The sequence below is a fragment of the Streptococcus mitis genome (assembly GCF_002096855.1).
Classification (GTDB): domain Bacteria; phylum Bacillota; class Bacilli; order Lactobacillales; family Streptococcaceae; genus Streptococcus; species Streptococcus mitis_Y.
In genome coordinates this window covers 169677-193646 of sequence record NZ_NCVH01000032.1, presented here as the reverse complement: position 1 = coordinate 193646, position 23970 = coordinate 169677, and the positions used below count along the sequence as shown (strand labels likewise).

The window sequence follows — 23970 nt, the reverse complement described above, 5'->3', positions numbered from 1 at the left end:
TCACTATGAGTGAGATCAAAATTATTAACGCAAAAAAAATCTATCACGATGTCCCTGTTATTGAGAATTTGAACATTACAATTCCAAAAGGAAGTCTCTTTACCCTTCTTGGGCCTTCAGGGTGTGGGAAAACGACCCTTCTTCGTATGATTGCAGGTTTCAACAGTATCGAAGGCGGAGAATTTTACTTCGATGATAAAAAAATCAATAATATGGAACCCAGCAAACGCAATATCGGGATGGTTTTCCAAAACTACGCTATTTTCCCACATTTGACTGTCCGAGATAATGTTGCTTTTGGTCTCAAGCAAAAGAAGGTTCCAAAAGAAGAATTGATTCAACAAACCAATAAATATCTTGAACTCATGCAAATTGTTCAATATGCGGATCGAAAGCCCGATAAACTCAGTGGTGGACAACAACAACGTGTCGCTTTGGCACGTGCCTTAGCGGTTAATCCAAGTGTTCTCCTCATGGACGAGCCACTTAGTAATCTAGATGCCAAACTTCGCTTGGATATGCGTCAAGCCATTCGAGAAATCCAACACGAAGTGGGAATTACAACCGTTTATGTGACCCACGACCAAGAAGAAGCTATGGCTATTTCAGATCAAATTGCTGTTATGAAAGACGGAGTCATCCAACAAATCGGTCGACCAAAAGAACTCTATCATAAACCAGCTAATGAGTTTGTAGCAACCTTTATCGGACGCACAAATATTATCCCTGCCAATCTCGAAAAACGGAGCGACGGCGCTTATATCGTCTTTTCAGATGGCTATGCTCTTCGAATGCCAGCTCTTGATCAGGCTGAGGAGCAAGCCATTCATGTAAGCATTCGTCCTGAAGAATTTATCAAAGATGAATCTGGAGATATTGAAGGAACTATTAGCGATAGCGTCTATCTTGGACTAAATACGGAGTATTTCATTGAAACAGGCTTTGCCTCAAAAATTCAGGTTAGCGAAGAATCAACTTTTGAAGAAGATCTACAAAAAGGCGATCGTATTCGTCTACGAATCAATACTCAAAAATTAAACGTCTTTTCTGCAGATGGTTCCCAAAACCTGATAAAAGGAGTCAACCATGGAACGTAAAAAACTAAATATTTGGACAGCCTCCTCTTTCTTCATCTTTCTTACCTATCTTGTCTTTCTCGTTTATCCTATCGTTACCGTGCTCAAGCAAGCACTCATACATGAAGGACAATTCTCACTAGCTAATTTTGTCACTTTCTTTAGTAAAGCCTACTACTCTGAGACACTTGTCAACAGTTTCAAGGTTTCCATTACCGCTACTGTCACTTCCTTAGTTGTAGGAACCCTATTAGCTTATCTTTTTTCCATGTATGACTTCAAGGGAAAGAAATTTCTACAAATATTGATTATCATTGCTTCCATGTCAGCTCCTTTCGTGGGAGCCTACTCCTGGATTCTCTTGCTGGGACGAAATGGGGTCATCACAAAATTCATGACAAATACTCTTCATCTTCCAGCTATTGATATTTATGGATTCAAAGGAATTGTACTTGTCTTTACACTGCAACTATTCCCACTGGTATTTCTATACGTTGCTGGGACAATGAAAAGTATTGACAATTCTCTACTTGAAGCTGCTGAAAGCATGGGGTCCTTCGGATTTAAGCGTATCGTAACGGTTGTTTTACCTCTCCTAGTTCCAACCTTACTAGCTGCTGCCCTGCTTGTGTTTATGAGAGCATTCTCAGATTTTGGAACGCCTATGTTGATTGGTGAAGGATATCGGACTTTCCCCGTCTTGATTTATACCCAATTCATTAGCGAGGTTGGAGGAAATTCTGCTTTTGCATCTGCTTTAGCAATTATGGCGATTATCATTGCCTTGGCAATCTTCCTTATCCAAAAATACATCTCAAACCGCTACAGTTTCAGCATGAATTCGCTCCATCCAATTGAGCCTAAAAAAACTACAAAAGGAAAAATGGCTGCTATTTATGCAACAGTCTACGGAATTATCTTGTTCTCTGTTCTACCTCAAGTCTACTTGATTTATACTTCTTTCCTAAAAACATCAGGTATGGTATTTGTCAAAGGTTATTCTCTAAACAGTTACAAGGTAGCTTTCAATCGTATGGGATCTGCTATTTTCAATACTATTCGTATCCCTTTGATTGCCTTAGTTCTAGTTGTCCTATTCGCAACATTTATCTCCTACCTAGCCGTTAGAAAACGGAATTTGTTTACAAACTTAATTGACAGCCTCAGTATGGTCCCTTATATTGTACCCGGAACTGTTCTAGGGATTGCCTTCATTTCTTCCTTCAATACCGGTCTATTTGGAAGTGGATTTCTTATGATTACAGGGACAGCTTTCATCTTAATTATGTCCCTATCTGTCAGAAGATTACCGTATACTATTCGCTCATCTGTTGCTAGCTTGCAACAAATAGCCCCAAGTATTGAAGAAGCTGCTGAAAGCTTAGGAAGTAGCCGTCTCAATACCTTTGCCAAGATTACAACTCCAATGATGCTATCTGGTATTATTTCTGGAGCCATCCTATCTTGGGTCACAATGATTTCAGAACTCTCTACTTCTATCCTCCTCTACAATGTCAAAACAAGAACAATGACTGTAGCCATTTATACAGAGGTTCTCAGAGGGAATTACGGTGTAGCCGCAGCCTTGTCAACTATCCTGACTGTTCTAACAGTAGGTTCCTTGCTCTTGTTTATGAAAATCTCTAAAAGCAACAGCATTACACTTTAGTTTCCCCCATCAAAAACAGCCGAAAGGATTACCCTCGGCTGTTTTTTCTTATCTTGATATTCTTATCAAATCCCTAGTTCATAACAAGCAAGTCTAGACTGATTAAATAGAGGCTTCTTCCATCTTCTCACGTCCTAGTTCTCGGTAACTACGGTCGCCGACAACTTCTACGCTAAACTGGCCGTCCTCATATTCAAGGATCGTCACGCTACCATTATCTAGACCATGCGGATGCATGCCATTAATCAAATAAACAATGGTTCCAATGGTCATTCCGTGGCTGACGACAAGGGCATTGCCCCCACCTTGTTCTTCCATTTCTTTGGCAATCGCTTCAAAACCTTCCTTGATTCGGCCACTGAGTTTTTCCCAGCCTTCAGCCCAACCAGCTGTATCGACCTCTACCAAACCCTCAGCCAGTTCAGCATAAGACAATTGATGAACATGGTCCACATTAAAGATACGAGGAATAATGCCCATGAAAAGATCACCATCATAAGCTCCGTCAAAGCTACCAAAACACCATTCTCTGATACGCTTGTCCATGCGATAAGGGATCTTCCCCTGCAAGCCAAGTTCATTAAGGATGATTCCCATTGTCTGAATGGTGCGACCAGAATCACTCGAATAAGCGCGATCAAACTGTAGACCAGATTCTCGCAAACCGATTCCTAACTCTTGAATCCCTCGTTCACCTTCAGCTGTTAAAGGAGTATCGCTCCAACCTTGCGCGCGACCAATCGTGTTAAACATGGTCTTGCCATGACGTACCAAATACAATCGTACTTTTACCATTTTCCGTCCTCCGTTTACTTCTATTATATCATGGATGATAAAACAAAAGCCACCCATACAGGCGACTTTTGCAGGAGATTATTATGAAAAAGTTTAGGAGTTCTATTAAATAAAGATATTAGATGAAAATCAAATTCAAACTAAATCAGTGTTATCTGTTTCAAATAATATTAGGAGGTCCTTATTTAATGATTATAGTATACACATCCAACCTTAAATAGAACTTAAAATTTCTCCTATTTTCTTAATTTTTAAAACTATGAATTGGTGCTGGGATTTGTCCTCCACGAGAGATGAAATCAACAGACGAAGCCCCATTGACCTTCATAACTGGAGCTGTACCAAGAAGACCACCAAACTCAATCATATCTCCCTCTTTTCCTTTGGGAATAATACGAACAGCTGTTGTTTTCATGTTAATAACACCAATTGCAGCCTCATCTGCAATCATGGCCGCAATGGTTTCAGCAGGAGTATCTTCTGGGATAGCAATCATATCCAAACCAACGGAACAGATAGCCGTCATAGCTTCTAGTTTTTCCAAATTAAGAGAGCCATTTTGCACTGCAGCAATCATTCCTTCATCCTCTGAAACAGGGATAAAGGCACCAGACAAACCACCAACTTGGTTGCAAGCCATAACTCCGCCCTTCTTAACTTGATCATTCAAGAGAGCCAAGGCAGCCGTCGTCCCGTGTGTTCCAACTGTCTCAAGTCCCATTTCCTCAAGGACACGTGCAACAGAATCTCCAACCGAAGGAGTTGGCGCCAAACTCAAGTCTACAATACCAAACTCCACACCCAGTCTTTCACTAGCCATCTGACCAACCAATTGACCGATACGAGTGATTTTAAAGGCAGTTTTCTTAACTGTTTCGGCTACTACATCAAAGCTCTGTCCACGAACTTTTTCCAAGGCACGTTTCACAACACCAGGACCAGAAACTCCGACATTGATGATAACATCTGCCTCCCCAACACCATGAAAGGCACCCGCCATAAATGGATTATCCTCAACAGCATTAGCGAATACAACCAGCTTGGCCGCTCCCATATCTGATAGATTAGCCGTTTCCTTGATAACTCGTCCCATATCTGCCACAGCCGTCATATTAATACCAGACTTGGTTGAGCCAATATTAACTGACGAGCAAACCTTATCTGTTTCAGCCAAAGCACGAGGAATAGAATTGATGAGAATCTCATCTCCCTTTTGGTACCCCTTTTGTACCAAGGCAGAGAAACCACCAATAAAATCCACACCGATTTCTTTCGCAGCCTTATCAAGCGCTTTTGCCAGAACCACATAGTCCGTCGCATCTGTCGCTGCCCCAATCAGAGAAATAGGAGTCACCGATACACGCTTATTAACGATAGGAATTCCCAACTCAGCTGCAATTTCATCGCCAACAGCCACTAAATTAGCCGCCTTGGTCCTAATCTTTTGATAAATTTGCTCCGCAGCACGATTGATATCCGGATCAATACAGTCCAAAAGGGAAATTCCCATGGTAATGGTTCTAATATCGAAGTTTTGCTCCTCAATCATGCCGATGGTTTCAGTAACTTGTCTAATATCCATGATAACCTCCTAGATATTATACATAGCTTCGAAAATCGCTGCACTCTGAATATTGATTTTCACATTCAAAGTTTGCCCAAAAGTTTCAAACTCATTTCGTAGATAAGTAAAATCCTGCTTTTTATCACTAGATACAACAGCCATCATCGTGAAATATTCATCCAAAACAGTTTGAGAGATATCATCAATATTCAAACCCAATTCTGCAATTTTACCAGAAACACCTGCAACAATTCCAGATTTATCTTTACCAACAACAGTTATAATCGCTTTCATAAGCAAACTCCAATTCTTCTTTTAATAGGAAACCTGAACATTAAACAGGATTCTTTTCAAATAGTATAGCATAATTCTAACTAAAATACTCAAAAACGCCTGCTTACGAAGTTGTTCTTAAGAAAAAAACAATTTCGTAAACAAGCGTCTACTATCCCAACTTATGATGAGTGTTCCCGCTAGGACCGAAATCCTAGCGGTAGACCAGAGCTAGACTAAGAGCACAAGACTCCATCATCATAACACTCAACAAAATTGATGATTTTATACTAATTCGATGATCGCCATTGGCGCTGCATCACCACGACGTGGTTCAGTTTTAAGGATACGAGTGTATCCACCGTTACGTTCAGCATAACGAGGTGCGATTTCTGAGAACAATTTTTGAAGTGCTGTAGTAGAAGTGTACTTATCAGTTGCTTCATCATAGTTTTCAGATGCGATTTCATTACGTACGAAAGCAGCTGCTTGACGACGTGCATGCAAATCACCACGTTTACCTAGAGTAATCATTTTTTCAACAGTTTTACGGATTTCTTTAGCACGAGCTTCAGTTGTCACGATTGATTCGTTGATCAAAAGGTCAGTTGTCAAATCGCGAAGCATTGCTTTACGTTGTGAGCTAGTGCGTCCTAGTTTACGGTAAGCCATGTATTCCTCCTTTATTTATCTTTTAATCCAAGACCCAAATCAATGAGTTTGAGTTTCACTTCTTCCAAACTCTTGCGTCCAAGATTTCGTACTTTCATCATCTCTGCTTCAGATTTTTCTGTCAAATCATGCACAGTATTGATACCGGCACGTTTCAAACAGTTGTATGAACGCACAGACAAGTCCAGTTCCTCAATCGTACGATCCAAGATACGGTCGTCAGATTCAGTATCAGCTTCTTTCATCACTTCAGTTGACTTAGCAATCTCAGTAAGATTTGTAAACAAATCAAGATGTTCTGTCAAAATACGTGCTGAAAGCCCTAAAGCATCTTCTGGAATAATTGTTCCATTTGTCAAGATTTCAAGGGTTAATTTGTCAAATCCATCATTGCTACCTACACGAGCAGGTTCCACTTGATAGTTGACTTTTGTAACTGGTGTATAAATAGAATCTACAGCAAGTGTTCCAACTGGTGCATTATCCTTTTTATTTTCATCAGCAGGTACATATCCACGACCACTGTTAACAGTCATAGTCGCTTTTAGGGAAGAACCTTCACCGATTGTAAAGAGATAATGATCTGGATTTACAATTTCAATATCGCTATCTGTCAAAATGTCACCAGCTGTTACTTCAGCAGGACCTTCAACATCCAGTTCGATGATTTTTTCGTCTTCAACGTACGATTTCACTGCAATTCCTTTAATGTTCAGAATGATTTGCATCACGTCTTCACGAACACCTGGAACTGTGTCAAACTCATGTAACACACCATCAATATTGATAGATGTCACAGCTGCTCCTGGTAGAGAAGCTAGAAGTACACGACGAAGAGAGTTACCAAGAGTTGTACCGTAGCCACGTTCAAGTGGTTCGATTACAAACTTGCCATAATCTTTATTTTCATCAATTTTTGTTATATTTGGTTTTTCAAACTCGATCATTTAGTTACTCCCTCTTAAACGAAAAGCAGTGTAATGCGATGATTATACACGGCGACGTTTTGGAGGACGAGCACCATTGTGTGGCACTGGAGTCACATCACGAATTGCTGTTACTTCAAGACCAGCGGCAGCAAGCGCACGAATAGCTGACTCACGACCAGAACCTGGACCTTTTACAGTAACTTCAACTGATTTAAGACCGTGTTCTTGTGCAGATTTAGCAGCAGCTTCAGAAGCCATTTGAGCAGCGAATGGTGTAGATTTACGAGAACCTTTGAAACCAAGAGCACCAGCTGATGACCAAGCAATTGCATTACCATGCACATCAGTAATCATAACAATAGTGTTATTAAATGTAGCGTGAATATGAGCAATACCAGATTCGATATTCTTTTTCACACGACGTTTACGTGTTGGTTTAGCCAAGACTTTTACCTCCTATATTATTTTTTCTTACCAGCAATCGCAACAGCTTTACCTTTACGAGTGCGAGCGTTGTTTTTAGTGTTTTGTCCACGGACAGGAAGTCCACGACGGTGACGGATACCACGGTATGAACCGATTTCCATCAAACGTTTGATGTTCAAGTTTACTTCACGACGAAGGTCACCTTCAACTTTGATTGCATCCACTTCACGACGGATAGCATCTTCTTGATCTGATGTAAGATCACGTACACGAACATCTTCTGAGATTCCAGCAGCAGCCAAAATTTTCTTAGATGTTGCAAGTCCGATACCATAAACATAAGTCAATGAGATTACTACGCGTTTGTCATTTGGAATGTCAACTCCAGCAATACGAGCCATGTTTTCTCCTTTCTATCTTATCCTTGACGTTGTTTGTGTTTTGGATTTGCTGGGCAAATTACCATAACACGACCATTACGACGAATAACTTTACAGTATTCGCAAATTGGTTTGACCGATGGTCTTACTTTCATTTCTTATCCCTCCAAGTTTTTCGATTATTTAAAGCGGTAAGTGATACGTCCACGTGTCAAGTCATATGGACTCATTTCGACAGTAACACGATCTCCCGCTAAAATACGAATATAGTTTTTACGAATTTTACCAGAAACTGTTGCTAAAATCTGATGTCCATTTTCAAGTTCAACCGTAAACATTGCATTCGGCATTGTATCAACTACTTTGCCTTCAACTTCAATCACATCGTCTTTTGCCACGCAAAAGCACCTCCATAAATTTCGATTCGATGCCTCTAGACACAGAGACAACAATTATAAGTCAGACTATCTTAGTATAACATTTGTAGCGGATTTTTGCAAGTGTGAAAAACGCTTTATTTCAAATTTGTCAATACTTTTTCGATATCTGTGAAGACATCATTGATATCTTGATTACCTTCGATGTCATGAACCAAACCTTTGGCACGGTAGTGAGCAATGATTGGTTCTCCTTGAGCAATATTCACATCCAAACGACGTTTGACTGTCTCAGGCTTATCATCTTCACGTTGGTAGTAATCTTCTTCCTTATAGTCAACTGGTGGGTTAAAGACCTTGTGGAAAGTTTCTCCAGTTACGCGGTGAATGATACGACCACTCAAACGTTCCAAGAGGCTGTCTGGATTCACTTCGATGTTGATAACACCTTCTAGTTCGATGCCAAGTTCAGCCAATGTTTTGTCCAAGGCATGAGCTTGTTCGATTGTTCGTGGGTAACCATCCAACAAGAATCCTGTTTCTTTAATATCATCTTGTGAAAGACGTTCTTTTACGATTCCATTTGTAACTTCATCAGGAACCAATTCACCCTTGTCAATATATGACTTAGCAAGAACACCCATTTCAGTTTGATTTGCCATTGCAGCGCGGAACATATCACCTGTTGAGATATGTGCAACATGGAATTGTTCTACGATTTTTGCTGCTTGAGTTCCCTTACCTGCACCAGGTAAGCCCATAATCAAAAGATTCATGATTTGATCTCCTTATTTTATTTTTAAATAGAAGCAAAAAGTCTTTTCACCCCTATTTAAAAACAAAATAGAAGAGGGGAGACCAAACTCTCACAAATGTCAGAGTTTAAATCTCCACTCCCTCAGCATTTACTGACTCAGTAAATACTTTTATTCTGTTTTGTCCATGAAACCAACATACTTACGTTTCAATAGGTAACCTTCCAATTGTTTGATTCCTTCAATACCTGTAGAGATAATGATCAAAAGACTAGTTCCTCCAAAAGCAACTGCTTCTGAAAGTCCGAAAACATCTTTTGCTACAATAGGTAAAATAGAAATCACACCAAGGAAGAGAGAACCAACGGTTGCAAGACGACGAAGAAGTTTAGACATATATTCTTCTGTACCTTTACCAGGACGAACTCCGTGGATATAGGCACCGCTCTTTTGTAGGTTTTCTGCCGCTTTTTCAGGATTAATCTGTACAAACGTATAGAAGAATGTAAAGAGAATAATCAATAAAGCATACATAGCAATACCGGTTGGTGAAGTTGTTGCCAGCATTTCTTGTGCTGTTCTTACCCAAGCCCAATCATGACCTGTAGCGCTCAAAAACTGAAGAATAGCCGCAGGCGCTGCAGTAATCGAACTTGCAAAGATAACAGGGATAACTCCAGCAGGGTTTACCTTCAAAGGAAGGTAAGAGCTAGATGGAGCACCTTGTGCAACCTTAGTATATTGGATTGGAATTTTGTATTCTGCTTGTTGAACATATGTTGTTAAGTAAACAATCAACAAGACAGCGATAATCAAAATAACGACAAAGATAATGGATAAATTCAATCGACTACTTGGAATATTAACAAAATAGTCCACATAGATACTTTGAATCATCTCTGGAATTGAAGCGACAATCCCGGCAAAGATAATCATGGAAACGCCGTTTCCGTATCCCTTATCTGTAATTTGTTCACCTAGCCATGTTACAATCATACTACCCGCTGTAAGGATAATCCCAATCATAACAAACACTTGTGGTGTCAAGTCAGTCGTTAATAATTTAGCACCAGATAAAGTATTAAATCCGGCAGTTATACCAATCGACTGTACAAAAGCTAGTACAAGAGCGATATAACGTGTTGCTTGATTTAATTTTCTTCTCCCCACTTCTCCTTGTTTACCCCACTCTACAAATTTAGGTAAAATATCCATCTGCAAGAGTTGAACAACAATTGAAGCAGTAATATACGGACTAACACCAAGCGCAAAAACTGAGAAGTTTTTCATGGCATTCCCTGACACCAAGCTCAACATATTCAAGAAGGATAGTCCACTCAAAGCGTTCAAGCTATTTGCATTTACCCACGGTACAGTAATGCTTGTACCGATACGAAATACAAATACGATAAAAATTGTAAATAGAATTTTTGATCGAACTTGTTTAACTTTGAATGCTTCTCTCAATAATTTAAAAAACATAGGTCACCTCACTTAGATGACTTCAACAGAACCACCTTTAGCAGTGATAGCTTCTTCAGCTGATTTAGAGAATTTAGCTGCTTTAACAGTCAATTTCTTAGTCAACTCACCGTTACCAAGAATTTTGATACCTGATTTTTCAGATTTAACAATTCCTGATTCTACAAGTACCACTGGAGTTACTTCAGCACCGTCATCAAAGGCGTTCAATTGATCAAGGTTTACAATAGCATATTCTTTAGCGTTGATGTTTGTAAATCCACGTTTTGGAAGACGACGGAACAATGGAGTTTGTCCACCTTCAAAACCAAGGCGAACTCCGCCACCGCTACGAGCTTTTTGACCTTTTTGACCACGACCAGATGTTTTACCGTTACCTGATGAAGTACCACGACCAACGCGGTTACGTACTTTACGAGAACCTTCTGCAGGTTTCAATTCATGAAGTTTCATTTTTATTTTCTCCTCTTTTGTAAAATGCTAGCGCCGATAAGGGAGAAAAGGTTGTCTCCCCAATCAACTCGCCTATACGACGTCATCATAGATGACTATATCTAGTTTTAGGGGATGGTATAGTGCACATCCCCTAAAAATTCATTAGTTTACTTCTTCAACTGTTACCAAGTGAGATACTGCTGTGATCATACCACGGATAGCAGCGTTATCTTCTTTAATAACAGAGCTGTTCAATTTGCCAAGTCCAAGTGCTACAACAGTTTTACGTTGTGATGGAATGCGTCCGATTGGAGACTTAGTCAAAGTAATTTTAATTTGAGCCATTTTATCCCCTTTCTTATGCCAAATCAGAAACTGAAATACCACGAAGGGCAGCAACTTCTTCAGCGCGTTTCAATTGTTTCAAACCTTCAACAGTTGCACGAACAATGTTGATTGGAGTGTTAGAACCAAGTGATTTAGATGTAATATCTGCCACACCTGCCAATTCCACAACGGCACGAACTGCACCACCAGCGGCAACTCCAGAACCTTCTACAGCAGGTTTCAACAATACTTTAGCTCCACCGAATTCTGAAAGAACTTCGTGTGGGATTGTTGTTCCAACCATAGGAACTTCGATCAAGTTTTTCTTAGCATCATCTACTGCTTTACGGATTGCTTCTGGAACTTCTTGAGCTTTACCAGTACCAAATCCTACACGACCGTTGTGGTCACCAACAACAACAAGAGCTGCGAAACGAAGACGACGTCCACCTTTAACAACTTTTGTAACACGGTTGACAGCAACTACGCGTTCTTCTAATTCAACTGCATTGTCTTTAAATGCCATTTTCTAGTGTCCTCCTATTAGAATTTCAATCCGTTTTCACGAGCTGCATCAGCCAAAGCTTTCACACGTCCGTGATATAGATATCCACCGCGGTCGAACACCACTTCTGAAATACCTTTAGCGTTTGCACGTTCTGCAACGAGTTTACCGACAGCAACGGCTTGTTCAGTTTTAGTTCCTTTTGAAACTTCTTTGTCAAGAGTTGAAGCACTTGCGAGCGTTACACCCGCTACGTCATCAATCACTTGAGCGTAGATGCCTGTATTAGAACGGAATACGTTCAAACGTGGGCGATCAGCAGTTCCAGAGAGTTTTCCGCGAACGCGACGGTGGCGTTTTTGGCGGAGTTTGTTTTTATCTGGTTTTGAAATCACAGTTTTCACCTCTTTAGTTTTAAATCGTGTGCTATGCACAAAGTTGGAAAATAGGTTGGTGGTTGAGACTCAACCACTCAACATTATTTACCTGTTTTACCTTCTTTACGGCGAACGAATTCACCAACGTAACGGATACCTTTACCTTTATATGGTTCTGGTGAACGAAGGCTACGTACGTAAGCAGCTGTTTGACCAACTACTTCTTTTGAAATTCCGCTAACAACGATTGTTGTTGGGTTTGGAAGTTCAAAAGTAATTCCTTCTGGAGCTTCAACTTCGTCTGGATGAGATTTACCAACAGCCAAAACAAGTTTAGATCCTTGAAGTTGTGCACGGTAACCAACCCCGCGCATTTCAAGTTCTTTCTTGAATCCTTCTGATACACCAACAACCATGTTGTTCAAAAGGGCACGAGTAGTTCCGTGGATAGTTTTCATTTCTTTTGAATCATTTGGACGGTGAAGAGTTACTTCAGTACCTTCCACACGGATTTCAATATCTTTTGAGAACTCACGAGTAAGTTCTCCTTTAGGTCCTTTTACAGTTACAACGTTGTCATTGTTAGTGATTTCTACACCAGCAGGCAACACGATAACTTTATTACCAATACGTGACATGTTTATTTTCTCCTGTTAGATTATCAGGCCAGAACGGCCAGTTTTCACGGGGTTAAGATACTTATTTAGTTCAAGAGCTAAACTGAACACGCTCTAAGAACTGTGCAAAATAGATAAGTTGGCTTGTTTGTAAACAAACTTCTCCAACTTTCTAATTTTGCTTTGTTCTTTACGAGCTTTGTATCTTGATTTTACCAAACGTAAGCGATAACTTCTCCACCAACATTCTTTTGGCGTGCTTCTTTATCAGTAAGCAAACCTTCAGAAGTTGAAAGGATAGCAATTCCAAGTCCGTTAAGAACTTTTGGAAGGTCTTCACGTTTTTTGTAGACACGAAGTCCTGGTTTAGAAACACGTTTCAAGTTAGTGATAACTTTTTCACCGTTTGGTCCGTATTTAAGGAATACACGGATGATGCCTTGTTTGTCATCTTCGATGATTTCAACGTTTTTTACAAAACCTTCGCGTTTAAGGATTTCAGCAATCCCTTTTTTGATGTTTGATGCAGGTACTTCAAGTACTTCGTGTTTAGCTTGGTTAGCGTTACGAATACGAGTTAGGAAGTCTGCGATTGGGTCAGTCATAACCATTTTGTTTTTCTCCTCTTACTAGTAGTTTGCAAGTTGCACTTGCTAGTTAATGATTGAGCTAGGCTCAGAATATGTTTCTAGGTTTCAATTCCTAAGTGAGTCTAGACATCTGCTTGCAGGCATAACTTGAGTTAGGCAAAAGCAGATAACGACGAATCACGACGGAATTGAAAGCTAGAATTACCAAGATGCTTTTGTTACACCAGGGATTTGTCCTTTGTAAGCTAATTCACGGAAGCAAACACGGCAAAGTTTAAATTTGCGGTAAACTGAATGTGGACGACCACATTTTTCACAACGAGTATAAGCTTGAGTAGAGAACTTCGCTGGACGTTTGTTCTTAGCAATCATTGATTTTTTAGCCATTAGATTTACCTCCTATATTATTTTGCAAAAGGCATTCCAAGGCCTGTAAGCAATGCACGTGACTCTTCGTCAGTGTTAGCAGTTGTTACGATAACGATGTCAAGACCACGAGTTTTGTCAACGTCATCGAAGTTGATTTCTGGGAAGATCAATTGTTCTTTCACACCAAGTGTGTAGTTTCCGCGTCCGTCAAATGATTTTGTTGGAACACCATGGAAGTCACGTACACGTGGAAGTGAAACTGAAACCAATTTATCCAAGAATTCGTACATACGTTCACCACGAAGGGTAACTTTTGCACCGATCGCAACACCTTCACGAAGACGGAAGCCGGCGATTGATTTTTTAGCTTTAGTGATAAGTGGTTTTTGACCTGAGATAAGTGCCAATTCTTCAGCAGCTTTTTCAAGGCTTTTAGCGTTTGATACAGCTTCACCAACACCCATGTTCAAAACGATCTTATCTACTTTAGGCACAGCCATCACTGATGAGTAGTTGAATTGTTCTGTCAAAGCAGGAACTACTTCATTAAGATATTTTTCTTTTAAACGATTTGCCATTATACTTCTCCTTTCCTTCGTGATTAATCAAGCACTTCGCCTGATTTTTTGTTGTAGCGAACTTTTTTACCGTCTACAAATTTGTAACCAACACGACCAGCTACACCATTTTTGTCCAAAACTTGAACGTTTGATACGTGGATAGCTGCTTCTTTCTCGATGATACCACCTTGAGGAAGCTCGTTAGTTGGACGTTGGTGTTTCTTAACGATGTTAACACCTTCTACGATAACTTTGTTTACTTTTGGAAGGGCAGTAAGGACAACAGCTTCTGTTCCCTTATCTTTACCAGCGATTACGCGAACTTTGTCGCCTTTTTTTACAAACATTAGGTTTCTCCTTGATTTTTCTTACGCCCATAAGGGCACCCTGGAGGTAAATCCAGGGGACTAGTTTGTTTTTTAAAATTAAAGTACTTCTGGAGCAAGTGACACGATCTTCATGAAGCCACCTTCACGCAATTCACGTGCAACTGGGCCAAAGATACGTGTTCCGCGAGGAGTTTTGTCTTCACGGATGATAACTGCTGCATTTTCGTCAAATTTGATGTATGAACCATCAGCACGACGAGCACCTGATTTAGTACGAACGATAACTGCTTTAACAACGTCACCTTTTTTAACCGCACCACCAGGAGTAGCTTGTTTTACAGATGCCACGATAACATCACCGATGTTTGCAAATTTACGTCCTGAACCACCAAGAACTTTGATAGTCAAGATTTCGCGAGCACCGCTGTTGTCTGCGACTTTCAAACGAGTTTCTGTTTGAATCATTTCAGTTTTCTCCTTTCAGGTTTGATTAGATGATGACCGCTTCTTCAACAACTTCTACAAGACGGAAACGTTTTGTAGCTGAAAGCGGGCGAGTTTCCATGATACGTACGATATCGCCTTCTTTGGCAACATTGTTTTCATCATGAGCTTTGTATTTTTTAGAGTAGTTAATACGTTTACCATAGACTGGGTGGTTACGTTTTGTTTCAACTACAACTGTGATTGTCTTGTCCATTTTGTCAGATACAACACGTCCAACAAGAACTTTACGATTATTGCGTTCCATTGAAATTTCTCCTTCCCTAGTCTATTATTTCGCTTCAGATTGAACTGTTTTGATACGAGCGATTTGTTTTTTAACTTCTTTCAAGCGAGCTGTTTGTTCCAATTGACCAGTAGCAGCTTGGAAACGAAGTTCAAACAATTCTTTTTTCAATTCGTTTTCGCGCTTCGCGAGTTCTTCTTGAGAAAGACCACGAAGTTCTTTAACAAATTCTTTTACTTCATTAAGTTTCATGCCTTCTCCTTATTCTGCTTCACGTTTTACGAATTTACATTTAACTGGCAATTTGTGGCTAGCAAGACGAAGCGCTTCGCGAGCGATCTCTTCAGATACACCAGCGATTTCGAACATCACTTTACCACGTTTAACTGGTGCTACCCAACCTTCAGGTGCCCCTTTACCAGATCCCATACGCACACCGATAGCTTTAGCAGTGTATGATTTGTGTGGGAAGATTTTAATCCAAACTTTACCACCACGTTTCATGTAACGAGTCATGGCGATACGAGCAGCTTCGATTTGGCGGTTAGTGATCCAGTGGCTAGTTGTAGCTTGAAGACCGTATTCACCGAATGCTACTTCTTTTCCACCTTTTGCTTCACCGCGCATTTTTCCACGGAATTCACGACGGTGTTTAACACGTTTAGGTACTAACATTGGTTATTTACCTCCTTTAGTGTTTTTACGAGCTGGAAGAACTTCACCACGGTAGATCCATACTTTAACACCAAGTTTACCGTATGTAGTATCTGCTTCTTCCCAAGCGTAATCGATATCTGCACGAAGTGTGTGAAGTGGAACAGTTCCTTCAGAGTATCCTTCAGCACGGGCGATATCTGCACCGTTCAAACGACCTGATACTTGAGTTTTGATTCCTTTAGCTCCAGCACGCATTGCACGTTGGATTGCTTGTTTTTGTGCACGACGGAAAGCAACACGTTGCTCCAATTGACGAGCAATTCCTTCACCTACAAGGTGAGCATCCAAATCAGGTTGTTTGATTTCGATAATGTTGATGTGTACTTGTTTCCCAGTCAATTTGTTAAGTTTAGCACGAAGTGCATCAACGTTAGCACCACCTTTACCGATAACCATACCTGGTTTAGCAGTGTGAAGTGAAACGTTAACTTTGTTTACTGCGCGTTCGATTTCGATAGTTGAAACTGCTGCGTCAGCAAGTTCTTTTTGAACGAATTTACGGATTGCAAGATCTTCATGAAGGTAATCCGCGTATTCTTTTTCAGCATACCATTTGGCATCCCAATCACGGATGATGCCGACACGCATACCAATTGGATGTACTTTTTGACCCACGATTTTACCTCCTTATTTTTCTGCAACAGCTACAGTAATGTGAGCTGTACGTTTGTTGATTGGTGAAGCTGAACCTTTCGCACGTGGACGGAAACGTTTCATAGTTGGTCCTTCGTTTGCGAATGCTTCAGATACTACCAAGTTAGCTTTATCCAAACCAAAGTTGTTTTCAGCGTTAGCTACAGCTGAGTTCAAAACTTTCAAGATGATTTCAGCAGCTTTGTTTGGAGTGAATGTCAAGATTGCGATTGCATCGGCTACGCTTTTTCCACGGATGTTATCAAGAACAAGACGTGATTTACGAGGTGAAACACGTACTGTGCGAGCCATTGCTTTAGCTGAAGTAATTTCTGCCATTTATGTTCTCCTTATTTTCTACGTGTCTTCTTGTCGTCTGCGGCGTGACCTTTGTAAGTACGAGTTGGTGCAAATTCACCAAGTTTGTGACCTACCATGTCTTCTTGGATGTAAACAGGTACGTGTTTACGTCCATCATAAACTGCAATAGTGTAACCAATGAAACTTGGGAAAATCGTTGAACGACGTGACCAAGTTTTGATAACTTTTTTCTTTTCGTCGTTAGCTTGAGCTTCAACTTTTTTCATCAAATGCTCATCGACGAAAGGTCCTTTTTTAAGACTGCGTCCCATTTTTATATTTTCTCCTTTAAATATAGTACCACAGCGGCTTGCGCTCACAAGCAGCGCTACCGAGCTGGCGGATTTACTAGTTGCTTAAGCGACTAGTTTAATATTATTTCTCGTTGCGACGACGAACGATAAGTTTGTCAGATTTCGCTTTCTTGTTACGAGTTTTAAGACCAAGAGCAGGTTTGCCCCATGGAGTAGATGGTGCTTTACGACCAACTGGTGCTTTACCTTCACCACCACCGTGTGGGTGATCGTTAGGGTTCATTACAGAACCACGAACTGTTGGGCGGATACCTTTCCAACGGCTACGTCCTGCTTTACCAAGGTTTACAAGTCCATGTTGTTCGTTTCCGACAACACCAACTGTAGCACGACAAGTTCCAAGAATCATACGAACTTCACCTGATTGAAGACGAACAAGAACGTATTTACCTTCAGAACCCAATACTTGAGCAGATGCTCCAGCAGCACGTACCAATTCACCACCACGACCTGGTTTCAACTCGATGTTGTGGATCAAAGTACCAACTGGAATGTTAGCAAGTGGAAGAGCGTTTCCGACTTTGATATCTGCTTCTGGACCTGAAACGATACGTTGACCAACTTCAAGACCTTTTGGAGCGATGATGTACGCTTTCACACCGTCAGTGTAGTGTACAAGAGCGATGTTTGCAGAACGGTTTGGATCGTACTCAATTGTTTTAACAACTGCTTCAACGTTGTCTTTGTTACGTTTGAAGTCAACCAAACGGTAGAAACGTTTGTGTCCACCACCTTGGTGACGAACTGTGATACGACCGTTGTTGTTACGACCAGCCTTGCTCTTCAATGCAACAAGCAATGATTTTTCAGGAGTGCTTGTTGTGATTTCAGCGAAATCCAAAGAAGTCATATTACGGCGACCGTTTGTTGTTGGTTTATAAACACGAATTCCCACGATATTTCCTCCTTAGATTATTCAGCTTCAGCAGCAAACAACTCGATTGCTTTTGAATCAGCTGTAAGTGTGATGATAGCTTTTTTAGTTTTGTTAGTAAAACCAGTGTAACGTCCAACACGTTTAGCTTTTGGTTTTACGTTGATTGTGTTAACATTTGCAACTTTAACACCTTCGAAAGCAGCTTCAACAGCTTGCTTAATCAAAAGTTTGTGTGCACGAGTGTCAACTTCAAATACATATTTTCCTGCTTCAAGTTGAGCCATTGAGCTTTCAGTGATTACAGGTTTTTTGATAACATCATACAAATTCATTATGCAAGAACCTCCTCGATTTTAGAGATAGCTGCTTGAGTAACAAGAAGTTTGTCACTATTTGCGATGTCAAGAACACTTGCAGTTGTAGCAGTCGCAACTTTCACGTTTGGAAGGTTACGAGCTGAGAGAGCTGCGAATTCGTTTCCTTCTTCAAGAATAACAAGGACTTTAGAATCGATGCTCAAAGCTGCAAGAACTTTTGCAAATTCAGCAGTTTTTGGAGCTGTAAATTCAAGAGAATCAACGGCTACAAATTTATTTTCAGCAACTTTTTCTGAGTAAACAGATTTAAGCGCAAGGCGACGAACTTTTTGAGGAAGTTTGTACGCATAGCTACGTGGAGTTGGTCCGAAGACGATTCCACCACCACGCCATTGTGGAGAGCGGATAGAACCTTGACGAGCACGTCCAGTTCCTTTTTGACGCCATGGTTTGCGTCCGCCACCTGAAACAGCTGAGCGGTTTTTAACTGCGTGAGTTCCTTGACGAAGGCTAGCACGTTGGCTGATGATCACATCAAACACAACAGATTCATTTGGTTCGATACCAAAGATTGCATCGTTAAGAACAACTTCGCCCGCTTGTTTACCAGTTTGGTCGAATAATGTTACATTTGCCATTTTGACTGTATTCCCCTTTCCTTATTATTTACCAGCTTTAACTGCTGATTTGATAGTGATAAGAGATTTCTTAGCACCTGGTACGTTACCTTTGATAAGGATAACGTTCTTTTCTGGAACAACTTGTACAACTTCAAGGTTTTGAATTGTTACACGGTCGCCACCCATACGTCCTGCAAGGTTTTTACCTTTGAATACGCGGTTAGGTGCAACAGGTCCCATAGAACCTGGACGACGGTGGTAACGAGAACCGTGAGCCATTGGTCCACGTGATTGTCCGTGGCGCTTGATAACACCTTGGAAACCTTTACCTTTAGAAGTACCAGTTACGTCAACAACATCTCCAGCTGCGAATGTTTCAACTGTGATTTCAGCACCAACTTCCAAGCCTTCAACGTTTTTGAATTCACGAATGAAGCGCTTAGGAGCCGTGTTAGCTTTCGCTACATGTCCTTTAGCAGGTTTGTTGCTCAATACTTCGCGTTTGTCATCGAAACCAACTTGGATAGCGTTGTATCCGTCTGTTTCAACAGTTTTAACTTGAAGAACAACGTTTGGAGTTGCTTCAATAACTGTTACAGGGATCAATTCGCCAGCTTCAGTGAAGATTTGAGTCATTCCCACTTTTTTCCCTAAGATTCCTTTTGTCATGAGAAAATAGTTCCTTTTCTATATTTTTTATTCAAAAAGTTTTTAACGAGCGTTTTTTATGCTCAAGGTATCAAGCTTTAGATTAAAGTTTGATTTCTACGTTTACACCACTTGGAAGATCCAATTTCATCAACGCATCAACTGTTTTTTGAGTTGGGTTAACGATATCAATCAAACGTTTGTGTGTACGCATTTCAAATTGTTCGCGAGAGTCTTTGTATTTGTGAGTCGCACGAATGATTGTGTAGAGGCTACGTTCAGTTGGAAGTGGGATTGGACCCGCAACTTGTGCACCTGTACGAGTAGCTGATTCTACGATTTTTGCAGCCGCTGTGTCAAGCGTACGGTGTTCGTAAGCTTTCAAACGGATACGGATTTTTTTGTTTGCCATCTTTTTCTCCTTTTCGTCTATTTAAGATAATAGGCTAGCTCCACAAGAAAACCGACGCGGTGTTGCGTGGCAATGCAACCGAGCGTGTCGCAACCTCTTGCATCAAAGCTAAGGCTGTAATTTACAGCACCATAATAGAATAACACAAAGCCCCTGCGATTGCAAGGGATTTGTTGCTGTTTTTTTGTTTTTTTACAATGAAACTGTTTTCTTTTTTTATAGGTCATTTATTTAACTATTTTTATAGAAGAAAGTTAATCTCTCTTCACCTGTTCATAGCTTTCTTTTCCATCATTGAGTTTGTCCCAAATCACTACTTGCCCACTTTTGAGAGATTTTTGCACATCGATAATTCGTTGATTGGACGAGCCTCGAAACTGGAGCATGAGATTTCTCTTAGTTCGGTCGTATCGTCCATCGACAAGAATGTCAATCAATGATAAGAGTTCCAGTTTATCTGGAGTTTCCAACATCATTTCTTCCCATGTATAGCCCGTCCAAGACCAGATGTCCTTGTCTGGCAATTCCTTCCGAATACGCTTCACGAGTGGCAAAAGAATGCCAGTATTGAGAAAAGGCTCCCCTCCCAGCAAGGTCAATCCCTGAACATAGGGTTGGGCAAGGTCTGCCATAATCTGTTCTTCTAATTCTGCTGTGTAGGGAATTCCTGCATTGAAAGACCAAGTGGCAACATTATAACAACCCTCGCAGTGAAACATACAGCCTGATACATAGAGAGAGTTACGCACACCCTCTCCATCTACAAAGTTGAAGGCCTTGTAATCAATAATACGCCCTTGACTGAGATCCTCGCTTTTCCATTCTTGTGGTTTTGGATTATTCATTCGCTACCTCTATCCAATAACGCTCAACTCCATTACGAACATCTTCAAGGAGCCCACCATTTGCTAGAATGACTGCTCTGCTAGCAGGATTATTCACGCTACAGGTCACAAGAGTTCTCTTGATGTTCTTTTCCTTAGCAACTTGCAAGCCCTGACGGAGAGTCTCTTTAGCATAACCTTTGCCTCTTTCTGATGGACGAATGGAGTAGCCAATGTGGCCAGCATAATTCAATAAACCCTCATTCAGTCTCAATCGCAGATTCAAAAATCCTAGAGCAGGACCTACATCATCAAATGATACAAATTGAATAGAAGGAACACGATTTTCAGGCAAGTTTATTCCCATTTCTTTTTGCTTATTTGTTTCCAACCATTCTTCATACACAAAGTTCTCTGTATCCCAAAATCCTCCATCATGGGCTGATTGGCTCTTTTCAAACTCTGTCATCATCTCTAAAACTGTTTCTTTATCTGCTAATCTTGGTCTGCGTAATTCCATCCTTACCTCCCACTATGAGAAAAGCGAGAGTTGACTCTCACTTTTATTTTTTCTTGTTCTTGTTTAAAAATTGTTCTCTGAGGTTGAGCAAGCGTTCTTTTTTACCAGCTCCACCTTTAGAGTGTTTCTCGTGATAACGGGTCACTTGTGCACGCCCCTTATCGTCTAATTGATATTTTCCCATTTCATTTCTTTCTAATTGGTTACTTGATGGCCAGCTATTTTAATCGTTGAACCATTCATATGTTTGACACGCGCTGCGATTTCCTTGTGACGGCCATTGACCATAGGTCTCGCTTGAGGATTACCTAAATAGCCACAAGTTCGTTTAACAACATCTACTGTTTTAGGGTCGCTATTGCCACAGTTAGGACAAGCAAAACCCCTCTCAGTTGGTTCAAAATCCCCTTCAAAGTCACACTTGTAGCAACGGTCTATTGGTGTATTGGTCCCAAGATAGCCCACACGGTCATAGGCATAGTCCCAGACAGCTTCCAAGGCCTTTGGATTTTGCTGAAGGACTGGATACTCACAATAATGGATGAAACCACCCGACGCACCTGCTTCTGGATAGACTTTCTCAAAATCCAATTTTTCAAACGGTGTTGGATTTTTACGAACATCGTAGTGGAAAGAGTTGGTGTAGTATTCCTTATCTGTAATATCAGGAATAGAGCCAAACTTGTCTGTATCTAGTCGACAAAAACGGTCTGTCAAACTTTCAGATGGTGTTGAGTAGATAGAGAAATGATAGCCATATTGATCTGACCACTCTTCTACACGGCGTTTCATATCGCGAATGATGTCTAGCGTGAATTCCTTAGCATCTGGATTACTTTCCCAGCTGTTACCAAAGAAAACTGTCGCTACTTCGTACAAACCGATATAGCCTAGTGAAACTGTCGCACGACGATTCTTAAAGAGCTGGTCAACGCTTTCTTCTTTACCTAGACGATGACCAAAAGCACCGTATTGATAAAGGATAGGAGCATTTGCTGGTGTTGCTTCCTTGGTCCGTTCGACACGATAAACTAGAGCATCTTCTGCAATGTTCATCCGCTCGTTAAAGATTTCCCAGAACTTATTCATATCACCTTCAGACTCAAGGGCAATACGAGGAAGATTGACCGTCACCACCCCTAGATTCATACGGCCAGAGTTAACTTCAACTCCATTTTCATCCTTCCATCCTTGAAGGAATGAACGACATCCCATCGGAACCTTGAAGGAACCTGTCAATTCGATAATCTTATCATAAGACAAGACATCTGGGTACATCCGCTTGGTTGCACACTCAAGAGCCAACTGCTTAATGTCGTAGTTGGGAGTCCCTTCTTCTAAGTTGAGTCCTCTTTTAAGCGTGAAGATAAGTTTAGGGAAGATAGCTGTGCGGTGTTCTGAACCAAGTCCCTTGATTCGGATGTTCAAGATAGCTTTTTGAATTTCACGCTCAAAACGATTGGTTCCCAGACCAAAACCTAGTGAAGTAAAAGGTGTTTGCCCATTTGAAGTGAAGAGAGTATTGATTTCATACTCGAGAGATTGCATGGCATCATAGATATCTTTTTGGGTTTTCTTCCAAGCGTAATCTTCCCGTTTGTCAGGTAAGACCCATTCTTCCGCATCCTTGAGGTGTTTTTGGTAATTCTTCTCTGCATAAGGCGCCAAAACTTCATCGATACGGTCAGCTGAACAGCCACCGTACTGGCTAGAAGCAACGTTGGCGATAATTTGAGAAATCTGAGCTGTCGCAGTCTGGATAGACTTGGGACTTTCTACTTCGGCATTCCCAATCTTAAAACCATTTTCCAACATCCCTTTAAAATCAATCAAACAGCAGTTGGTCATAGGGGTATAGGGACTGTAGTCCAAATCGTGATAGTGGATATCCCCCTTTTGGTGGGCATTGGCTACGTGCTTAGGGAGCATTTGCAGTCCGATTGACTTCCCAACAATTCCCGCTGTCAAATCACGCTGGGTATTAAAGACATCGCTGTCTTTATTTGCATTTTCATTGACAACTGCCTGATCTTTGTTGAGAAGTTTATGGATACTAAAGTTGATATCTGTCGCTTTTGAACGCTCAAAATCCCTTTGTGTCCGATAAGTAATATACTCCTCAGCTAGCGCATATTCTTTGGCTTCAAGGAGTTCATGTTCTACGATATTTTGAATTTCGTAAATCTTAACCCCCTGCGGAAAACGACTATGAATTTCTGTGACAATTCGCTCGGTCAGAGCATTTAGGCGCTTTTCAACCAAGGGTGTCACATCCATAACCTTGTCAGCCGCCTTGTGGAGAGCCTTGTCAATCTTGTCCACATCAAATACAACACGTCTCCCATCTCGTTTCTCGACGAAGAGAGTTGGCAAAATTGTAATTTTTTCTTCTAGTGCAATCATATGCATGCTCTTTTCTAAAATGTTCTTTCTAAAAAGTATTATACCACTCTAAAAAGAAAAATCAATATCTTGTGTTAAAAATCCTAAA

38 protein-coding genes are annotated in these 23970 nt (G+C 40.7%); 2 read left to right on the top strand and 36 right to left on the bottom strand.

Going from position 1 to position 23970, the window contains the following annotated elements:
• Positions 1-5: 5 nt before the first annotated feature.
• Entirely contained in the window at positions 6-1097 is a 1092-nt protein-coding gene (locus B7698_RS07870; RefSeq protein ID WP_084865185.1) for an ABC transporter ATP-binding protein, read from the top strand.
• Complete coding sequence (locus B7698_RS07865; protein WP_000440018.1) at positions 1087-2745, top strand: ABC transporter permease; 1659 nt, start codon at positions 1087-1089, stop codon at positions 2743-2745. Before B7698_RS07870 ends, B7698_RS07865 begins: the two co-directional genes overlap by 11 nt.
• Before the next feature lie 102 nt (positions 2746-2847).
• Here B7698_RS07865 and B7698_RS07860 read toward each other — a convergent pair whose 3' ends face one another.
• From B7698_RS07860 to nrdD, 36 genes are all read right to left on the bottom strand, one after another.
• Positions 2848-3540, bottom strand: coding sequence for a histidine phosphatase family protein (locus B7698_RS07860; RefSeq protein WP_084865184.1), 693 nt, complete (start codon positions 3538-3540; stop codon positions 2848-2850).
• A gap of 244 nt (positions 3541-3784) precedes the next feature.
• Positions 3785-5122: a PFL family protein gene (locus B7698_RS07855; RefSeq protein WP_084865183.1), complete on the bottom strand. Its 1338-nt coding sequence runs from the start codon at positions 5120-5122 to the stop codon at positions 3785-3787.
• A 9-nt stretch (positions 5123-5131) separates the two neighbouring features.
• A complete protein-coding gene (locus B7698_RS07850) occupies positions 5132-5398 on the bottom strand; it encodes an ACT domain-containing protein (protein WP_042901716.1) in 267 nt (88 codons plus the stop codon).
• A gap of 264 nt (positions 5399-5662) precedes the next feature.
• Positions 5663-6049, bottom strand: a complete 387-nt coding sequence (rplQ, locus tag B7698_RS07845) for a 50S ribosomal protein L17 (RefSeq protein WP_000331493.1) — start codon at positions 6047-6049, stop codon at positions 5663-5665.
• A gap of 11 nt (positions 6050-6060) precedes the next feature.
• The gene (locus B7698_RS07840) at positions 6061-6996 is read right to left on the bottom strand and encodes a DNA-directed RNA polymerase subunit alpha (protein ID WP_000568988.1); all 936 of its coding nucleotides are present in this window, start codon (positions 6994-6996) and stop codon (positions 6061-6063) included.
• A 42-nt stretch (positions 6997-7038) separates the two neighbouring features.
• Positions 7039-7422 (bottom strand): 30S ribosomal protein S11, encoded by a 384-nt coding sequence (rpsK, locus tag B7698_RS07835; protein WP_001118385.1) that lies wholly within the window; start codon positions 7420-7422, stop codon positions 7039-7041.
• A gap of 17 nt (positions 7423-7439) precedes the next feature.
• Entirely contained in the window at positions 7440-7805 is a 366-nt protein-coding gene (rpsM, locus tag B7698_RS07830) for a 30S ribosomal protein S13 (protein ID WP_000090781.1), read from the bottom strand.
• Between the two features lie 17 nt (positions 7806-7822).
• Positions 7823-7939, bottom strand: coding sequence for a 50S ribosomal protein L36 (gene rpmJ, locus B7698_RS07825; RefSeq protein ID WP_001808836.1), 117 nt, complete (start codon positions 7937-7939; stop codon positions 7823-7825).
• Between the two features lie 24 nt (positions 7940-7963).
• A complete protein-coding gene (infA, locus tag B7698_RS07820; protein ID WP_001029883.1) occupies positions 7964-8182 on the bottom strand; it encodes a translation initiation factor IF-1 in 219 nt (72 codons plus the stop codon).
• Positions 8183-8298: 116 nt separating this feature from the next.
• On the bottom strand, positions 8299-8937 hold the full coding sequence (locus tag B7698_RS07815) for an adenylate kinase (protein ID WP_001050437.1): 639 nt from the start codon (positions 8935-8937) through the stop codon (positions 8299-8301).
• Positions 8938-9087: 150 nt separating this feature from the next.
• Entirely contained in the window at positions 9088-10398 is a 1311-nt protein-coding gene (secY, locus tag B7698_RS07810) for a preprotein translocase subunit SecY (RefSeq protein WP_084865182.1), read from the bottom strand.
• 12 nt (positions 10399-10410) lie between these two features.
• Complete coding sequence (gene rplO, locus B7698_RS07805; protein WP_084865181.1) at positions 10411-10851, bottom strand: 50S ribosomal protein L15; 441 nt, start codon at positions 10849-10851, stop codon at positions 10411-10413.
• Positions 10852-10995: 144 nt separating this feature from the next.
• Positions 10996-11178: a 50S ribosomal protein L30 gene (rpmD, locus tag B7698_RS07800; protein ID WP_000057241.1), complete on the bottom strand. Its 183-nt coding sequence runs from the start codon at positions 11176-11178 to the stop codon at positions 10996-10998.
• A 13-nt stretch (positions 11179-11191) separates the two neighbouring features.
• On the bottom strand, positions 11192-11686 hold the full coding sequence (gene rpsE / locus B7698_RS07795; RefSeq protein ID WP_000874202.1) for a 30S ribosomal protein S5: 495 nt from the start codon (positions 11684-11686) through the stop codon (positions 11192-11194).
• Positions 11687-11703: 17 nt separating this feature from the next.
• On the bottom strand, positions 11704-12060 hold the full coding sequence (rplR, locus tag B7698_RS07790) for a 50S ribosomal protein L18 (RefSeq protein ID WP_000624044.1): 357 nt from the start codon (positions 12058-12060) through the stop codon (positions 11704-11706).
• Between the two features lie 83 nt (positions 12061-12143).
• Positions 12144-12680 carry a 50S ribosomal protein L6 gene (gene rplF / locus B7698_RS07785; RefSeq protein WP_000086626.1) on the bottom strand — a complete coding sequence of 179 codons (537 nt, stop codon included), beginning with the start codon at positions 12678-12680 and terminating at the stop codon, positions 12144-12146.
• A gap of 191 nt (positions 12681-12871) precedes the next feature.
• Positions 12872-13270, bottom strand: a complete 399-nt coding sequence (gene rpsH, locus B7698_RS07780) for a 30S ribosomal protein S8 (RefSeq protein ID WP_000245504.1) — start codon at positions 13268-13270, stop codon at positions 12872-12874.
• 180 nt (positions 13271-13450) lie between these two features.
• A complete protein-coding gene (locus B7698_RS07775; RefSeq protein ID WP_001085697.1) occupies positions 13451-13636 on the bottom strand; it encodes a type Z 30S ribosomal protein S14 in 186 nt (61 codons plus the stop codon).
• A gap of 17 nt (positions 13637-13653) precedes the next feature.
• Positions 13654-14196: a 50S ribosomal protein L5 gene (rplE, locus tag B7698_RS07770; protein WP_000013542.1), complete on the bottom strand. Its 543-nt coding sequence runs from the start codon at positions 14194-14196 to the stop codon at positions 13654-13656.
• A gap of 23 nt (positions 14197-14219) precedes the next feature.
• Positions 14220-14525: a 50S ribosomal protein L24 gene (gene rplX / locus B7698_RS07765; RefSeq protein ID WP_000497691.1), complete on the bottom strand. Its 306-nt coding sequence runs from the start codon at positions 14523-14525 to the stop codon at positions 14220-14222.
• Between the two features lie 78 nt (positions 14526-14603).
• Entirely contained in the window at positions 14604-14972 is a 369-nt protein-coding gene (gene rplN, locus B7698_RS07760; protein ID WP_000616545.1) for a 50S ribosomal protein L14, read from the bottom strand.
• Positions 14973-14997: 25 nt separating this feature from the next.
• Complete coding sequence (gene rpsQ, locus B7698_RS07755; protein WP_000440801.1) at positions 14998-15258, bottom strand: 30S ribosomal protein S17; 261 nt, start codon at positions 15256-15258, stop codon at positions 14998-15000.
• Positions 15259-15282: 24 nt separating this feature from the next.
• A complete protein-coding gene (gene rpmC, locus B7698_RS07750) occupies positions 15283-15489 on the bottom strand; it encodes a 50S ribosomal protein L29 (RefSeq protein ID WP_000772918.1) in 207 nt (68 codons plus the stop codon).
• A gap of 9 nt (positions 15490-15498) precedes the next feature.
• Positions 15499-15912 (bottom strand): 50S ribosomal protein L16, encoded by a 414-nt coding sequence (gene rplP / locus B7698_RS07745; RefSeq protein WP_000960946.1) that lies wholly within the window; start codon positions 15910-15912, stop codon positions 15499-15501.
• A gap of 3 nt (positions 15913-15915) precedes the next feature.
• Positions 15916-16569, bottom strand: a complete 654-nt coding sequence (gene rpsC / locus B7698_RS07740; protein ID WP_000529936.1) for a 30S ribosomal protein S3 — start codon at positions 16567-16569, stop codon at positions 15916-15918.
• A 12-nt stretch (positions 16570-16581) separates the two neighbouring features.
• Positions 16582-16926: a 50S ribosomal protein L22 gene (gene rplV, locus B7698_RS07735; RefSeq protein WP_000818137.1), complete on the bottom strand. Its 345-nt coding sequence runs from the start codon at positions 16924-16926 to the stop codon at positions 16582-16584.
• Positions 16927-16937: 11 nt separating this feature from the next.
• The gene (gene rpsS, locus B7698_RS07730; protein WP_000533766.1) at positions 16938-17219 is read right to left on the bottom strand and encodes a 30S ribosomal protein S19; all 282 of its coding nucleotides are present in this window, start codon (positions 17217-17219) and stop codon (positions 16938-16940) included.
• 103 nt (positions 17220-17322) lie between these two features.
• Complete coding sequence (rplB, locus tag B7698_RS07725) at positions 17323-18156, bottom strand: 50S ribosomal protein L2 (RefSeq protein ID WP_000512911.1); 834 nt, start codon at positions 18154-18156, stop codon at positions 17323-17325.
• Between the two features lie 17 nt (positions 18157-18173).
• Complete coding sequence (locus tag B7698_RS07720) at positions 18174-18470, bottom strand: 50S ribosomal protein L23 (RefSeq protein WP_001055347.1); 297 nt, start codon at positions 18468-18470, stop codon at positions 18174-18176.
• Positions 18470-19093: a 50S ribosomal protein L4 gene (rplD, locus tag B7698_RS07715; RefSeq protein WP_000024547.1), complete on the bottom strand. Its 624-nt coding sequence runs from the start codon at positions 19091-19093 to the stop codon at positions 18470-18472. Before rplD ends, B7698_RS07720 begins: the two co-directional genes overlap by 1 nt.
• 24 nt (positions 19094-19117) lie before the next feature.
• Entirely contained in the window at positions 19118-19744 is a 627-nt protein-coding gene (gene rplC, locus B7698_RS07710; protein WP_000160197.1) for a 50S ribosomal protein L3, read from the bottom strand.
• An 82-nt stretch (positions 19745-19826) separates the two neighbouring features.
• On the bottom strand, positions 19827-20135 hold the full coding sequence (gene rpsJ / locus B7698_RS07705) for a 30S ribosomal protein S10 (RefSeq protein ID WP_001284513.1): 309 nt from the start codon (positions 20133-20135) through the stop codon (positions 19827-19829).
• A 254-nt stretch (positions 20136-20389) separates the two neighbouring features.
• Positions 20390-20980, bottom strand: coding sequence for an anaerobic ribonucleoside-triphosphate reductase activating protein (nrdG, locus tag B7698_RS07695; RefSeq protein WP_023946797.1), 591 nt, complete (start codon positions 20978-20980; stop codon positions 20390-20392).
• Positions 20973-21479 carry a GNAT family N-acetyltransferase gene (locus B7698_RS07690; RefSeq protein WP_000423408.1) on the bottom strand — a complete coding sequence of 169 codons (507 nt, stop codon included), beginning with the start codon at positions 21477-21479 and terminating at the stop codon, positions 20973-20975. Before B7698_RS07690 ends, nrdG begins: the two co-directional genes overlap by 8 nt.
• Positions 21480-21522: 43 nt before the next feature.
• Positions 21523-21663, bottom strand: coding sequence for a hypothetical protein (locus B7698_RS07685; protein ID WP_000521618.1), 141 nt, complete (start codon positions 21661-21663; stop codon positions 21523-21525).
• Positions 21664-21674: 11 nt separating this feature from the next.
• Positions 21675-23882 carry an anaerobic ribonucleoside-triphosphate reductase gene (gene nrdD / locus B7698_RS07680; RefSeq protein WP_049546964.1) on the bottom strand — a complete coding sequence of 736 codons (2208 nt, stop codon included), beginning with the start codon at positions 23880-23882 and terminating at the stop codon, positions 21675-21677.
• Positions 23883-23970: the final 88 nt, after the last annotated feature.

What these genes read in the sequence shown, in the direction of transcription:
- B7698_RS07870 (WP_084865185.1), top strand. Translation starts at nt 6, where the DNA reads ATGAGTGAGATCAAAATTATTAACGCAAAAAAAATCTATCACGATGTC.
- B7698_RS07865 (WP_000440018.1), top strand. Translation starts at nt 1,087, where the DNA reads ATGGAACGTAAAAAACTAAATATTTGGACAGCCTCCTCTTTCTTCATC.
- B7698_RS07860 (WP_084865184.1), bottom strand. Translation starts at nt 3,540, where the DNA reads ATGGTAAAAGTACGATTGTATTTGGTACGTCATGGCAAGACCATGTTT.
- B7698_RS07855 (WP_084865183.1), bottom strand. Translation starts at nt 5,122, where the DNA reads ATGGATATTAGACAAGTTACTGAAACCATCGGCATGATTGAGGAGCAA.
- B7698_RS07850 (WP_042901716.1), bottom strand. Translation starts at nt 5,398, where the DNA reads ATGAAAGCGATTATAACTGTTGTTGGTAAAGATAAATCTGGAATTGTT.
- rplQ (WP_000331493.1), bottom strand. Translation starts at nt 6,049, where the DNA reads ATGGCTTACCGTAAACTAGGACGCACTAGCTCACAACGTAAAGCAATG.
- B7698_RS07840 (WP_000568988.1), bottom strand. Translation starts at nt 6,996, where the DNA reads ATGATCGAGTTTGAAAAACCAAATATAACAAAAATTGATGAAAATAAA.
- rpsM (WP_000090781.1), bottom strand. Translation starts at nt 7,805, where the DNA reads ATGGCTCGTATTGCTGGAGTTGACATTCCAAATGACAAACGCGTAGTA.
- rpmJ (WP_001808836.1), bottom strand. Translation starts at nt 7,939, where the DNA reads ATGAAAGTAAGACCATCGGTCAAACCAATTTGCGAATACTGTAAAGTT.
- B7698_RS07815 (WP_001050437.1), bottom strand. Translation starts at nt 8,937, where the DNA reads ATGAATCTTTTGATTATGGGCTTACCTGGTGCAGGTAAGGGAACTCAA.
- secY (WP_084865182.1), bottom strand. Translation starts at nt 10,398, where the DNA reads ATGTTTTTTAAATTATTGAGAGAAGCATTCAAAGTTAAACAAGTTCGA.
- rplO (WP_084865181.1), bottom strand. Translation starts at nt 10,851, where the DNA reads ATGAAACTTCATGAATTGAAACCTGCAGAAGGTTCTCGTAAAGTACGT.
- rpmD (WP_000057241.1), bottom strand. Translation starts at nt 11,178, where the DNA reads ATGGCTCAAATTAAAATTACTTTGACTAAGTCTCCAATCGGACGCATT.
- rpsE (WP_000874202.1), bottom strand. Translation starts at nt 11,686, where the DNA reads ATGGCATTTAAAGACAATGCAGTTGAATTAGAAGAACGCGTAGTTGCT.
- rplF (WP_000086626.1), bottom strand. Translation starts at nt 12,680, where the DNA reads ATGTCACGTATTGGTAATAAAGTTATCGTGTTGCCTGCTGGTGTAGAA.
- rpsH (WP_000245504.1), bottom strand. Translation starts at nt 13,270, where the DNA reads ATGGTTATGACTGACCCAATCGCAGACTTCCTAACTCGTATTCGTAAC.
- B7698_RS07775 (WP_001085697.1), bottom strand. Translation starts at nt 13,636, where the DNA reads ATGGCTAAAAAATCAATGATTGCTAAGAACAAACGTCCAGCGAAGTTC.
- rplE (WP_000013542.1), bottom strand. Translation starts at nt 14,196, where the DNA reads ATGGCAAATCGTTTAAAAGAAAAATATCTTAATGAAGTAGTTCCTGCT.
- rplX (WP_000497691.1), bottom strand. Translation starts at nt 14,525, where the DNA reads ATGTTTGTAAAAAAAGGCGACAAAGTTCGCGTAATCGCTGGTAAAGAT.
- rplN (WP_000616545.1), bottom strand. Translation starts at nt 14,972, where the DNA reads ATGATTCAAACAGAAACTCGTTTGAAAGTCGCAGACAACAGCGGTGCT.
- rpsQ (WP_000440801.1), bottom strand. Translation starts at nt 15,258, where the DNA reads ATGGAACGCAATAATCGTAAAGTTCTTGTTGGACGTGTTGTATCTGAC.
- rpmC (WP_000772918.1), bottom strand. Translation starts at nt 15,489, where the DNA reads ATGAAACTTAATGAAGTAAAAGAATTTGTTAAAGAACTTCGTGGTCTT.
- rplP (WP_000960946.1), bottom strand. Translation starts at nt 15,912, where the DNA reads ATGTTAGTACCTAAACGTGTTAAACACCGTCGTGAATTCCGTGGAAAA.
- rplV (WP_000818137.1), bottom strand. Translation starts at nt 16,926, where the DNA reads ATGGCAGAAATTACTTCAGCTAAAGCAATGGCTCGCACAGTACGTGTT.
- rpsS (WP_000533766.1), bottom strand. Translation starts at nt 17,219, where the DNA reads ATGGGACGCAGTCTTAAAAAAGGACCTTTCGTCGATGAGCATTTGATG.
- B7698_RS07720 (WP_001055347.1), bottom strand. Translation starts at nt 18,470, where the DNA reads ATGAATTTGTATGATGTTATCAAAAAACCTGTAATCACTGAAAGCTCA.
- rplD (WP_000024547.1), bottom strand. Translation starts at nt 19,093, where the DNA reads ATGGCAAATGTAACATTATTCGACCAAACTGGTAAACAAGCGGGCGAA.
- rplC (WP_000160197.1), bottom strand. Translation starts at nt 19,744, where the DNA reads ATGACAAAAGGAATCTTAGGGAAAAAAGTGGGAATGACTCAAATCTTC.
- rpsJ (WP_001284513.1), bottom strand. Translation starts at nt 20,135, where the DNA reads ATGGCAAACAAAAAAATCCGTATCCGTTTGAAAGCTTACGAACACCGT.
- nrdG (WP_023946797.1), bottom strand. Translation starts at nt 20,980, where the DNA reads ATGAATAATCCAAAACCACAAGAATGGAAAAGCGAGGATCTCAGTCAA.
- B7698_RS07690 (WP_000423408.1), bottom strand. Translation starts at nt 21,479, where the DNA reads ATGGAATTACGCAGACCAAGATTAGCAGATAAAGAAACAGTTTTAGAG.
- B7698_RS07685 (WP_000521618.1), bottom strand. Translation starts at nt 21,663, where the DNA reads ATGGGAAAATATCAATTAGACGATAAGGGGCGTGCACAAGTGACCCGT.
- nrdD (WP_049546964.1), bottom strand. Translation starts at nt 23,882, where the DNA reads ATGATTGCACTAGAAGAAAAAATTACAATTTTGCCAACTCTCTTCGTC.